General features: G+C 68.6%; 8 protein-coding genes. 2 read left to right on the forward strand and 6 right to left on the reverse strand.

Features of this window, described 5'->3' with window-relative positions; genetic code table 11:
* Positions 1-97 precede the first annotated feature (97 nt).
* Together ABD810_RS28285 and ABD810_RS28290 are read left to right on the forward strand one after the other, a co-directional pair.
* Positions 98-775, forward strand: a complete 678-nt coding sequence (locus tag ABD810_RS28285) for a phosphotransferase (protein WP_344947004.1) — start codon at positions 98-100, stop codon at positions 773-775.
* 56 nt (positions 776-831) lie between these two features.
* Positions 832-1353: a DUF1707 SHOCT-like domain-containing protein gene (locus tag ABD810_RS28290; protein WP_344947007.1), complete on the forward strand. Its 522-nt coding sequence runs from the start codon at positions 832-834 to the stop codon at positions 1351-1353.
* Positions 1354-1390: 37 nt separating this feature from the next.
* On the opposite strand, the gene ABD810_RS28295 is transcribed toward ABD810_RS28290, so the two are convergent.
* From ABD810_RS28295 to ABD810_RS28320, 6 genes are all read right to left on the reverse strand, one after another.
* Positions 1391-2422: a LacI family DNA-binding transcriptional regulator gene (locus ABD810_RS28295; RefSeq protein ID WP_344947010.1), complete on the reverse strand. Its 1032-nt coding sequence runs from the start codon at positions 2420-2422 to the stop codon at positions 1391-1393.
* Complete coding sequence (locus tag ABD810_RS28300) at positions 2419-3807, reverse strand: ricin-type beta-trefoil lectin domain protein (protein ID WP_344947013.1); 1389 nt, start codon at positions 3805-3807, stop codon at positions 2419-2421. The genes ABD810_RS28295 and ABD810_RS28300 overlap by 4 nt, the downstream gene beginning before the upstream one ends.
* Positions 3808-3830: 23 nt before the next feature.
* On the reverse strand, positions 3831-5282 hold the full coding sequence (locus tag ABD810_RS28305) for an RICIN domain-containing protein (protein WP_344947016.1): 1452 nt from the start codon (positions 5280-5282) through the stop codon (positions 3831-3833).
* A gap of 95 nt (positions 5283-5377) precedes the next feature.
* Positions 5378-6847 (reverse strand): family 43 glycosylhydrolase, encoded by a 1470-nt coding sequence (locus tag ABD810_RS28310; RefSeq protein WP_344947019.1) that lies wholly within the window; start codon positions 6845-6847, stop codon positions 5378-5380.
* A 46-nt stretch (positions 6848-6893) separates the two neighbouring features.
* Positions 6894-8288, reverse strand: a complete 1395-nt coding sequence (locus ABD810_RS28315; RefSeq protein WP_344947022.1) for a glycoside hydrolase family 43 protein — start codon at positions 8286-8288, stop codon at positions 6894-6896.
* A 524-nt stretch (positions 8289-8812) separates the two neighbouring features.
* The gene (locus tag ABD810_RS28320) at positions 8813-11983 is read right to left on the reverse strand and encodes a family 78 glycoside hydrolase catalytic domain (protein ID WP_344947025.1); all 3171 of its coding nucleotides are present in this window, start codon (positions 11981-11983) and stop codon (positions 8813-8815) included.
* Positions 11984-12379 lie beyond the last annotated feature (396 nt).

Genomic DNA, 12379 nt, shown 5'->3' on the forward strand with positions numbered 1-12379 from the left:
GTGCCCGCCAGTGGCCACTAATTGCCATCAATTGTTGCCATCGGCGGGGCCGCCAGACGCCTGGAATAACGCATCTTTACCGAATAATCTGACAATCATGCAGGTAGGTTCGCTGATCACGTCTGGACGCGACTGTCACATCTTCGAGGCCGGAACCGGCAAAGTGATCCGACGTGCCCGCGACGGTCGCAACCTCGAACGCGAAGCCTCGGTCATGCGGCACGCCCGGAGAAGCGGATTTCCCGCGCCCGAAGTCTTCGACGCCGACGGCGCCGACATTCTCATGGAGCGGGTCGACGGGGTGAACCTGGCCGAGGACGCCGCCCACCGGCCATCGCGCATGGCGGCACACGGCCGGCTCATCGCCGACCTCCTGCGCCGGTTGGCCACCGTGCGGGCACCGGGCTGGCTTCCGGCGGTCGAGGGATGCGCGGGAAACAACCTGCTGCACCTGGATCTGCACCCGCTGAACGTGCTGATCACCGGCGACGGGCCACGGGTCGTCGACTGGGCCAACGCGGGCCGAGGCGCTCCCGCGGCCGACGCGGCCTACACCTGGGTGGTCATGGCCGCCGCTCCGGCGGGCGGGCCGACGGCGCGGTCGGCAAGCGCGGTGATGCTCGAGACGTTCCTCGACAGCATCGACCGCGAGGCCGTCCGGCCGTACCTCGAGGTGATGGCCCAGCGCCGTCTCGCCGACCGCAACATCCAGCCCGCCGAGAAGGCCGTCATCGACGACCTCCTCGAACGCGAGACCAGCGGACGAAGCCAGTAGGAGTCGAGGCCGGTGCGACGCGGGGTCGTGACCGTAGCCCTGGAGGAGGCAGAGATATGGACCAGCAGCGTGAGGTGCGGGTATCGGACAGCGATCGCGAGGAGGCCGCCGAGCGGCTCGGCTCGGCGGTGACCGAGGGACGCCTCAACCTGCAGGAGTACGACGACCGGCTGGGCCGCGCCTACCAGTCGGTGACCTACGGCGACCTCGAGGACCTGTTCGTCGACCTGCCCAGATCGGGGTCCGGCGCGGCGGCCCCCCGCGAGACGGCTCCCGGCTCCACCTCCCGGCCGAAGGCCACCCCGTCCGGCGCCGAGAGCACCCTTGGAGCGCTGGGCTCCTACGGTTTCCTCGGCACCCTGCCGAGATGGCTCCGGGTGCTCTGGACGATCTGGCTCGCCAAGGTGGCGATCAACCTGACCGTCTGGGCCCTGGTCAGTGTCTCGGACGCGACCGTCGCCTACTTCTGGCCCGTCTGGGTCATCGGCCCTCCCGGCGCCCTGCTGCTCACCCTCACCGCCATCGCGCGCACCGGCCCCCGCTCCAACCACCCCACCAACCCGCTGCTCAACGGCTGAGGTCGATCGGGTTCGGCCTCGGGCCGTTCCCTGCGGCCTAACGGGCCGGGGGCGCCGTGCTCCGCCTGGTGACCAACCGGGTCGACACCAGGGTCGTCCCGGGCACCGACGGGGTGTCGCTGCGGATCTGCCGCAGAACGCCCTGCACGCATGCGCGGCCCACCTCCGCGAAGTCCTGGTGCACCGTCGTCAGAGGGGGGATGAACGAGGCCGCGTCGGGGATGTCGTCGAAGCCGACCACGCTGACGTCCCTGGGCACGACCTTGCCCTTCTCGTGGAACGCGCGGAGCAGTCCGAGGGCCATCTGGTCGTTGCCGGCGAACACGGCGGTGCAGCCGGGCTCGTCGGCGAGCCGGAGCCCGACGGCGTACCCGGACTCACCCGACCAGTCACCCCGCCGCACGGGTGGCACCTCGCACCCGGCCTCCTCCAGGGACGCGCGCCAGGCCATGGCGCGGCGCTCGCCGGCGAACGACTCCGCGGGGCCGGCCACATGCCACACCGTGCGGTGCCCGAGCTCCAGCAGGTGCCGGACGGCCTGGCGGGTGCCGTCGGTCTGGTCGGTGTCGACGACGCTGTAGCGATCGCCCGCGTCGGAGTCCACGACGACGACGTGAACGCCGGGCGGCAGCGTGACGGTGGCGGTGTCGAGCAGGTGGATCTCCATGATGACGATGACCGCGTCGACGGCGAGCTCGCCCAAGCGGGTGAAGGCCCCGAGGACATGGTCCTGGGTCGGCACGGCGACGGGGATCAGCGTGATCGCGTAGCCCTCTCCGGCCGCGTGGGTGGCGATGGCCTCCAGGGTCCGGCTGTTACCGGTCGAGGTCAGGCTGAACAGGATGACGCCGATCGTGTGGAACTCGCCGTACCGCAGCGCTCGTGCCGCGCTGTTCGGCCGGTAGCCGAGGTGCTTCATGGCGGCGAGGACCTGTTCCCTGGTGGACCCGACCACGCTGGGGTGGCCGTTCGACACCCGGGAGACGGTCTGGGAGGACACTCCGGCCAGCCGGGCGACGTCCGCCATGGAGACCCGCTGCTTGCGGCGCCGGGACGGTGTCGTGGTCACGGAGTCAGCGACCAGCTCTGGTTGGCGCCGTTGTTGCAGCTGTAGATCACGACCTGTGTGCCGTCGGCCGTGGTGGACGCCGGTACGTCGAGGCAGGTGCCGGAGGCGCCGTTGCGGAGTTGTGCGCCCACCAGGATCCACTGCTGGTTCGCCGCGCCGCTACAGGTGTAGGCGATCACGCGCGTGCCGTCCGCGGTGCCGCCGCCGGTCGCGTCCGCGCAGCGCCCCCCGCTGGTCAGCGCGCCGTTGCGCAAGGTCCAGCGCTGACCGGCCGACCCGGTGCAGGTGGAGATGACGACCCTCGGGCTCGCCGTGCCGTTGGCCAGGGTGTCCAGGCACTTGCCGGCCAGCCCCGTGATCACACCGGTCCGCCCGGCGTCGACTCCCCAGCTGCCCAGCAGCAGATCGCGGCCTGACGAGTTGGTGCTGGTCAGCTTCAGGTTGGGATAGGTGCCGGTGAGCGTCTGCATCGAGTAGTGGTCGTCCCTGCGCAGCCCGGGCCAGTAGACGGTGCCCATCGCGTTCTCGCGGGCGTAGTCGGAGGCCGCCCGCAGATAGTTGACGAACGAGTTGGTGCTGTTCGCCTGGTGGTAGTTGGTGCCGTCGGTCATCGGCGCACCCCACTCGTCCAGCAGCGTCCGACCGGCGTAGGCGCCCACCTCACCGGCGAGCTGTGCCTTGAACTGGGCGTAGGTGGTGTTGCTCGAGAAGAACTGGTAGATGTGCACCGACAGCAACGTGCCGGTGAAGCGGCCGTCGGCGCCGAGTTGCTTGACGTCCTGGTTGTATCCGGTGCCCGACAGGATGACGCGCCCGCGTGGCACCGAGGGGTGGTCGCTCAGCCAGGTCGCGCAGATCGCGCTCCAGTTGGTGTAGCTGTACCCGTGCGGCTCGTTCATCGGCTCGAAGTAGACGCGGGCGTTTCCCGCGTACTTGGCCACGACGGTCTGCCACATGGCCCAGAACGTGGTGGTGTTGTCGATGGTGCCGTTGCGGGAGGAACTGCCCTCCCAGTAGCTGAGGATGACGTTGAGCCCGCGCTCGGTGGCCGCGTCGATTGCGCCGATGTAGGAGTTCCACCACGCGGTGCCGACGCTGGCGGGGTTGATCGGCAGCCGGATGGTGTTGGCGCCGAGGTTGGCGCGGAACCCCTCAAGGATCTGACCGGCTTTCGCCTTGGTGGTGGCATAGCCGTCGCCGGTGGACAGCCCGGTCGGCACGACGGCGTCGTCGGCGAAGTTGTCTCGGGGATCGGCCCAGTTGACGCCGCGGAAGCCACTGGTGTCGGCGTGCGCGGCCGCAGGGGTCAGCGCCACCAGGACGGCGCCGGCGAGGATGGCGACCGTCGCGGCGGAGCAGCGGCGCCAGAGGTGACGGAATCTCATGGGGGTTCCTCCGGACGCGAGGATCAGAGTGGGGTGCGGGTGAACTGCTGGTTGGTGCCGCTGCCGCAGGTGTACTGCTGGAACTGCACGTTGTTGTTCTGCGAGCCGCTCGGCAGGTCCGCGCACTTGCCCGACTGGCGGCCGGCCAGACGCACGTAGCCGCTGACGTTCTGCAGGGTCCACTGCTGGTTGGCGCCGCTGCCGCAGGTGTACTGCTGGATCAGGGCGGAGTCGGCGGTGCTGGCGCCCTTGACGTCCAGGCACTTGCCCGAGTGCCGGGCGATGATCTGCACGTAGCCGCCGCTGATCGACTGGATGCGCCACTGCTGGTTGGTGCCGGTTGAGCACGTGTACTGCACGACGGCGACGCTGTCGGCGGTGGACTGCCCGGTGACGTCGGCGCACTTGCCGGAGTGGCGCACCGTCAGCCGGTCGTAGCCCGACCCGGTGGCGCTGATCGTGCCGGTCGCGGTGTCGATGGTCAGTTCCCGGGCGTTGGACAGGCTCATCGTCGTGGCGCTCGGGAACTGCACCGGCAGCCACACGTACCGGGAGTCGTTGACCGGGCCGCCCCAGGCCCCCGCCCAGCGGTCCCCCATGTATAGGTACGAGGTGGTCTGCGTGCCCTGGATCGGCAGGACGAACGTGGACTGCGAGCCGTAGGTGAGTGAATCGCCGACGTTCTGCCAGCCGCTCCAGGTGCCGGTGATGCTAGTCGCGGTGGCGTACTTCGCCTGGTTGGGCTGCCAGCCCGTCGCGGCGGAGGTCAGCATGAAGTAGACGCCGCCGCGCTTGAACAGGGCCGGGGCCTCGCGGTGGTCGCCGTCCCATACGCGCACCAGCGCCGCCACGTCGGTGTAGTCGGAGGTGAGGCGGTAGACGTGCAGGTCGTAGTTCTCGTCCGCGGCAGAGATCATGTAACCGGTGCCATCGGTGTCGACGAACGTGGTGATGTCCCGCGACATATGGCCGAACGGCCGGAAGCTACGGAGATAGGTGTAGTTGCCGTCCACGCTGGCGGACACGGCGACGGCCGCCCGCGCCTGGCCGTAGTCGCTGCCGTTCTCCTTGTGCATCCACATGACGTACTGGCCGGTGCTCGCGTTGTACATGACCTTCGGCCGTTCGATGTTGGCGACCTGCAGTTCCGACGCGCTCGACTGGGTCAGCACGTTGTTGCGGAACTCCCAGTTCCGCAGGTCGGTCGATCGGTACGCCGAGACGTACCGGAACGTGCCGTTGGAGTTGCGGTTCTCCCCGAACCAGTAGTAGTAGCCGCCGACCTTCAGCACGCCGCCGCCGTGCGCATGCACGAGGCCGCCGCCGGTGTCGGTGAACTGGGCGCCGACCGGCACGGTTACGGGCGAGGCACCGGCCGGCGTGGCGGACACCATCGCGCCGGCGAGGGCCAGGCACAGCGCGCCGACGAAGTGCGCGAATCGGGATCGGGGGATGATGCTCCGGAAAATGGACATGGGCCGACTTCTCTCTGCGGGAAGACCTTGGCGTCGGGGCGAGATCACTTACCGGCCGGCTTTCGCATGCACAGGCCGCGGTGCGGCCGTACCGGTCACTCCAGGATGAAAGCGGCACTGTCCCGGAAGGCGGCGGTGTCGTCGTTCCGCTCGACCCACACCTGACCGGCGCGGTGCCGCAGGAAGTACCCGGGGAGGTTCACCGACTCCAGCGAGACGGTGCCCGTGCCGGAGAGCCCACTGCGGCGGGTGAAGCCAGCGTCCGAGTTGAACAGGCTCGTGCCGTCGCCCCGCTCCACCCAGGCCTCGTAGTTGCGGTGCCGCAGGTAATAGCCGGGGAAGTTGGTGGACTCCAGCGAGACCGTCCCCGAGCCGGACAGCCCGGAGACGAGCCGGAACTGCGAGTCGGCCAGGGGGGAGACGTTCGCCTCCAGGCGCGCCCGGTACTCCCAGTGCCGGACCGCGTGCCCCGCGGTGTTGAAGGACATCAGCCGCACCGGCGTCGCCCCGTCGGGCACCGGGATGCCGAAGTCCGGGGCGCCGTCCGCCTTCCAGTACACCTTCTGGACGCGGGTGCGCCGGTTGGGATCGTTGAGGGGGTCACCGGTGATGTCCCGGTAGCCACGGTCGTGGTAGACCAGGATGTCGCTCTGCCCGTCCTCGGACACGGTGAAGGAATTGTGGCCCGGGCCGTACTGGCGGGTCGCCTCGCTGGTGGCGAAGACCGGATTGGCGCTCTTGGTCCAGGCGGAGGCCTGCAGCGGGTTCGCCGAGGCCGACGCGGTCAGCATGCCGAGGCAGTAGTTCGCGTCGGTGGCGCTGGCGGAGTAGGTGAGGAAGAGCCGCCCGTTGCGCTGCAGCACCGCCGGGCCCTCGGCCACCTTGTACCCGCGGGTCTCCCAGGCCAGCGCCGGCACGGTCAGCCGGGTCGTGGCACCGGTGATCGTCCATGGGTTGGCGCCCATGCGGGCGATGTACAGGTTGGAGTTGGTGGCGATGCCCGGCTCCTGCTGCGCCCACAGCAGATAGCGCACGCCGTTCGCGACGAAGGTGGTGGCGTCCAGGGAGAAGGTGTCCCAGGGGGTGGTGATCCGGCCGCGTTCGGTCCAGGTCCCGGTCAGCGGGTTTGCGCTCGAGCTCTCCAGCACGTACATCCGGATCCGCCAGATGTCGTCGGCCCGGCCTGCCGCGAAGTAGACGTACCACCTGCCGTTGATGAAGTGGATCTCCGGCGCCCAGATGTGCGCGCCCATCTCGCCACTGGTGTGCTTGCGCCAGATGACCGTCTCCGCGGCGGTCGCCAGGCCCTGGATGGTGGTCGCCCGGCGCAGCACGATGCGGTCGTACTGCGGGACGGTCGCGGTGAAGTAGTAGTAGCCGTCGGTGTGCCGGAAGATGTGCGGGTCGGCGCGCTGGGCGGCCAGCGGGTTCGTGTACTGCACGGCGGGCGAGGCGTGAGCGGTGCCCGGCGGCAGCAGGACGGCGACCATGGCGAGCAGCGCGACCGCGGCGGTGAGCACCGCCCGCCGGAGCGGGCGGCGCGCGGGTGAGGGGGGCGCGGACATCGGCTCGTCCTTTCGGTCGGAGTCCCTCCAGGGAGGGCGGGCGTGCTCAGGCCAGCGGTGAGGTCACCGTGAACGAGGCGTCCGAGGCGAATCCCGAGGTGGACTCCCTCAGATCGAGCCGCATCTCGTAGTTGTAGTGGCGCAGGTAGCGGCCGGGCAGGTTGTAGGACTCCAGGGAGATCGTGCCGCCGCCCGCCAGCCCGGCCCGCCCGCAGAAGGTGGCGTCGCTCTTGAAGATGGCCGAGCCGTTGTCCTGCTGCAAGGTCAGCCGCATGTTGTAGTGGCGCAGGTAGTAGCCGGGCAGGTTCGTCGCCCGGAACGAATGGCAACCGGCCTGGGCCAGTCCCGCGACCACGGTGAACGTGGCGTCCTGACGGTCGGCGAGCGGGCTGGAGGCGCCGAGCGGGTCGATGTAGGCCAGGTAGTCCCGGTGGCGCAGGTAGCGGTCGGGCACGTTGGCCGACCGCAGCGACCGGTTGCCGGTGGGGATCGCCGTCGCGTCGCCGACGTCCTCGCGGAGCACGGTGAAGTGCCTGGCCACGCCGGACAGGCCGGGCAGTTCGGTCTTCGCTCCGAAGGAGGACAGGTCGAGGCTGTCGGCGTAGTAGTACCGGCCGCCGGTGTAGTTGTCGAAGTAGATCCGCCACCTGCCGTCGGCCAGGCGCGTCAGCGCCGGCCCCTCCAGCCCCGAACCCCAGCCCGCCCAGTTGCCGACGCCGGTGAACTGCCACGGGCCGTTGAGTGAGGTCGCGGTGGCGTGCTCGATGTACTTGGTGGTCTCGTTCTTGAGGAAATTATGGTAGGTGGAGCCGACCTTGACCACGAAGCTGTCGATGTGGTTCGCCGGGATGCCCAGCGCCACCGGGGCGGTCCAGGCCGACAGGGCGCTGTTGGTCGCGGTGACGCGGTACGGCCTGAACTGCCCTGCCGTGCCGGTGGTGGAGGCCGAGAAGATCACATGGACGCTGCCGTCGGAGTCCCTGAACCACTCAGGCGCCCAGGTGCTGCCGGTGGCGCCGTTCAGGCCGACGGCCACGTTACGCAGGAACGTCCAGCTCACCGAGTCGGCGCTGCGGGCGAACCCGATGGTGTTGCCGGTCCAGTTGGTGGTGTAGACGAGGTAGTAGTGGCCGTCGGTGTGCCGCATCACGCTGGGATCACGGATCAACCCCGACGGCGGCGTGTAGGCGTTGGCCCGCACCAGGTTGTAGTTCGTCGCGTTCGCCGAGTCGTAGACGTACATGTTCGACTCGCTGCTGTTGGTGAACGCGGTCATCAGGTAGTGCGGGACGGGGCCGGCGGCGTGGGCCGCGACAGGGTGCAGCACGATCACCGCCACCGCGGTGAGCAGCGCGGTGAGGCCGGCGAGCGCTCTCCTGGCGGCCGCTCGCGCCAGGACCGCGGAGGTGGTCCGCATCGGGATGCTCTGACGGGTACGCATAAAGCGGCCCTTCATTTCGGGCAGGCGTAATGTCGACACCGACTCGATGTTTGCGTAAACATGTTAACGCGAACATTTCACTGTCGTCGTTATGTGATGGTGATGTGGCGTGTTGGGCGTATTCATAACTCGGTGACGACTTGACTGTCAATCCCCGCGCCGGCGGTCGCGCCCACCGGCCTACTTACCGGCCACCCCCGCGAAGCCGAAACTCGCCATTCATCGCAGGTCAGACCACAGCCCCACAACGTACCGGAAGCTCAGCGCCCCACCTGGCCATCGGACTCCACTCCGAAAGTTGCACGCGTTCTCATCCCTGAACCACCGACCGGCTTCGCTCAGGGGTACATGCTCCGGTCCCCGCCGGCGGCCCGTCGCCCGTCGGCGGCGATCGGCCGGCAATGCAGGGAATGCTTGGAGTATCGATGCTCTATAGGCCAGTTTTTGTTAGCGGTCACATCCAAATGGAACCCGTATTGCCCGGTCTCCGCTCGGTAGGGCGAGCGGAGACCGGGCTCGTGGGATCAACTACCCGTTGCCGCCACGAACGTGAACAAGCCGGACGCCACCCGGTAGACGGCGTGGTTTCCGTCCATCCGGAGGAACTCGGCCCGGTGCGGAGCCGTGACGAGACGCCGGTCCTTCGCCGGCACCCAGATCTCCGCGGTGGTGTTCGCGGGTACCTCGACCGTCAGCGTGAACCGTCGGTCTCCTCTGGTCCATTCGGAGCGCACGACACCCTGCGGCGTGCGATAGGCGCCCTTCACGGAGGTGAGGTCGCCGACCGGCTTGGGCTGGATGACGAGGCGCCGGTAAGCGGTCGAGCCGTCGGCCTCGCGGATGCCGGCCAGACCGGTGTGGAACCATTCCTCGATCTGGGCCAGGATCATGTGGTTCTTCGAGTCGCCCCGGTTCCAGCGCTCGCCCATGGTCGTCATGCCGTTGGGGTTCGCGCTGGTGGACTCCATGAAGAACCCGTAGCTCGGCTGATCGTTCTCCTGCAACAACTCCCACAGCACGTCGTCTCTGCCGCCGTCTGCCAGGGCTCGGACGGTCGGAGCCATCCCGATGGTGCCGCCGCTGAAGTGCGGGCCGTCGCCGTTGGGGTGGAAGGCGTAGACGAGTTCGACGAGCGTGTCGAGGACGGCCTGGCGTTCGGTGTCCGGGACGAGCCCCGCGTCCAGCGCGAGCGCCTGCGCCGTCTGCGTCGCACCGGTGGTCCCGGCGTCGCCGTCGGTGGTGTAGCGGCGTAGCTCCTTGTTGTAGAAGTGGGCATTGAAGGCGTTCTTGATGTCACCGGCGAGTGTGCGGTATCGCGCGGCGTCGTCGGGGTGGCCGGTCAGCTCGGCCATCGTGGCCAGCTTGCTGATCATGATGTAGTAGCCCCAGGTGCCGGTGATCCGGCCCGAGGTCTGGTCGGCTGCCACCCAGTCGGCGAGGGCGGCGTCGACGATGTGCGCGTCAGCGCCCGTCCCGACCTTCTGGCGCTGGATGTAGTCGGCGAAGTCGATCATCTGGTCGTAGTACCGCGTCATCGTCGCGGTGTCGCCGTAGAGCTCGTACAGCAGCGATGGGACCAGGATGATGGCGTTGCCCCAGTTGATCTCGTCACCGAAGCGGCCGGTGTATCCCCAGTCGTAGACGGGGGTCTTCAGCGCCACGTTGCCGGCCATCGGGGTGTCGGCGATGGACTGTCCCTCGACGAGGTGCCGCATGGTGGTGCGCAGGTAGGCGGCGAGTTCGTGGTTACGGTGGATGGCGCCCATCGGCATCGTGTAGTCGGCCGGGTAGGACAGCTTCTCGCGCCCGGGGCAGTCGGTGAACACCGACATGATGTTCGCCGCGAAGGAGTAGCGGGCCATCTTGTGGATGCGGTTGATGCGTGCGTTCGAGGTGGTCACCTCACCCGCCACGGGCGTGGCGGCCTGCAGCCGGATCCCCTTGATCAGCTGCTTCGTGGGGACGTATCCCTCAGGCAGGCCGGTGACCTGGACCCATTGCATGCCGAAGTAGTTGAAGTCGGGGTGCCAGGTCTCTCCGCCAGGGACTCCGGCCGTGGTGTAGGTGTTGAACAGGTCGCGACCTCGGGAACCGCCGCCCCCCATCAGGGAGGCCTGATCGACGGTGCCGTCCGGGGCGAGCGACTCGGCCGGTGACATCCTGATGGTGACTCCCGCGGGCATGGCGCCCTTGAGGTGCAGCTGCGGCCACCCGACGATGTTCTGCCCGAAGTCGAACACCCAGGTGCCCGGTGCCGGGTTGGTCATCGAGACGGGCGTGAACGTTTCCGCGACCTTCACGGGTTCGGCCGTGCGGGCGACCAGCTTGGTGGCGAGGTTCGGCGGCGGCGCGATGCCGGCGTCCACCCAGGACATGTCCGAGCCGTCGCGCCGCTTCGCGGTGGCTGACAGGTCGGAACCGGGTGCGTCCCAGCCGACCTGCTCGCGACGCGCGTCATGGTCCGCGCCGGAGTACCAGGCGTCGGTGACAAGGGCACCGAGAGCGCTTCGCCAGCCGCGGTCGGAGACGATGACGTCTGCCGAGTCGTCGGTGTAAACGATCTCCAGCCGCGCGATCATGCGTGGAGTGACCGCCGCGCCGGCGCTTGCGTCACTTGCCGCGATGTTGTTGCCCGACCCGGTCACCGTCGCACCTGCCGAGTGTGGCTTGGACAACCCCGGAGTGAACGTGATCCCCGTTCCGTCGGCGCCGGCGGTGCCGATCGCGGTGATCGTGCGCGATTCGAGACCGTCACCGCCGTCTCCGGTGTCGATGTTGATGGTGCCGCCGATGTGGTAGCCGGTGACGCTGTCCGGTTTCACGGTCGTGGCGCCGGCCGCGGCATCGGCGGTGAGGGTGCCGTTGCCCTTCAGCTGGCTCTGCCACCAGGAGTACGGCGCCGTACGGCCGACCGCCGCGTTGGTGACGCTGCGCCGTACGTAGGCGGGGCCGTTGCCGAGCCGGACGCCGAGGGTGTTGGCTCCGGTGCGCAGGTCGCCGGTGACGTCGTAGGTGCGGTACTCGCTGGAGAGCTGGTAGTTCGAGTTGCCGGGCGCGAGCACCTCGTCGCCGAGCTTGCGCCCGTTGAGGGTGGGCAGCTGCAGACCGACACCGGACAGGTAGAGACGGGCGCCGGCCACGCGCTTCTTGCGGTCGATGTCGAACCGGCGGGCGAAGATCGGCATCGGCTGGGCTTCGGTACGGCCGGGATACTCGATCCAACGAGCCGACCCCCAGTCGCTCTGCCGCAGCAAGCCCATCTCCCACGAGGACGGCTCGCTCCAGTCGGACGGCTTCTTGTCGGCGTCCCAGACGCGGACGTGCCAGATGACCTTCTGGCGGGATCCAAGGGACTGTCCTGCGTAGCGGACTCCGGACTGGGTGGCGGAATCGACCTTGCCGGAGTCCCAGATCAGCCGCCCGCGCTTGAGGTTCCCTTCACTCGTCGCGGCCTGGACCTGGTAGGCGGTCTGCGCGTCGCCCGGGCAGGCGGCGCGCGATGTGGCCCGGCGACACGGGTGGGCGGCGGCCTGTCCGGTCTCTGTCATTCGCCAGCCCAGCGAGGGGGCGGTGTCGTCGATGCCGAGGGGCTCGTCGTCTCTGCCGTCCACCCGCAGGTCGACGACTCTGACGCCGGGTTGTGCGCTTGCCGCGGCCGGTGGGACGTTGAGTAACTGCGTGAGAATGACCGACACTCCCATCCCCGCGAGTACACGTGTCCAATGACTGAATTTGGGCATAGGTCATTCCCTTCCTCGGCCGACATCGCTGAGCCGGCCGGCACTTCGCCTTGCTTTACCGGTCGCTTCCGGTGCCGGGTGGGGCGCGGCTGGCCGGATCCTTCGTTGACTCGGCCCTTGGCGTGCGCGTCGACCAAGGTGGACCTGGAACCTGGGCCGCCATCGCGAGAGACGACTAGGCCTTTCCCGAGCATGTGCGAGAAGTTGTCACGACGTCCCTCAGGGGGTTGAAACGTTTTAACGGCTACCTAATGTCGTTAACGTAGGCGTTACCCGAGGGGGCGTCAAGGCCGAATTGGGTAACGGTACCCACTCTTGTGGCTGCTCAGCCGCATACACAATCGGCCAGTT

This window comes from Sphaerisporangium flaviroseum (assembly GCF_039537005.1).
GTDB lineage: Bacteria > Actinomycetota > Actinomycetes > Streptosporangiales > Streptosporangiaceae > Sphaerisporangium > Sphaerisporangium flaviroseum.

Excerpts from the sequence above, each read along its gene's own strand:
- ABD810_RS28285 (WP_344947004.1), top strand. The coding sequence starts at position 98 with ATGCAGGTAGGTTCGCTGATCACGTCTGGACGCGACTGTCACATCTTC.
- ABD810_RS28290 (WP_344947007.1), top strand. The coding sequence starts at position 832 with ATGGACCAGCAGCGTGAGGTGCGGGTATCGGACAGCGATCGCGAGGAG.
- ABD810_RS28300 (WP_344947013.1), bottom strand. The coding sequence starts at position 3,807 with ATGAGATTCCGTCACCTCTGGCGCCGCTGCTCCGCCGCGACGGTCGCC.
- ABD810_RS28305 (WP_344947016.1), bottom strand. The coding sequence starts at position 5,282 with ATGTCCATTTTCCGGAGCATCATCCCCCGATCCCGATTCGCGCACTTC.
- ABD810_RS28310 (WP_344947019.1), bottom strand. The coding sequence starts at position 6,847 with ATGTCCGCGCCCCCCTCACCCGCGCGCCGCCCGCTCCGGCGGGCGGTG.
- ABD810_RS28315 (WP_344947022.1), bottom strand. The coding sequence starts at position 8,288 with ATGCGTACCCGTCAGAGCATCCCGATGCGGACCACCTCCGCGGTCCTG.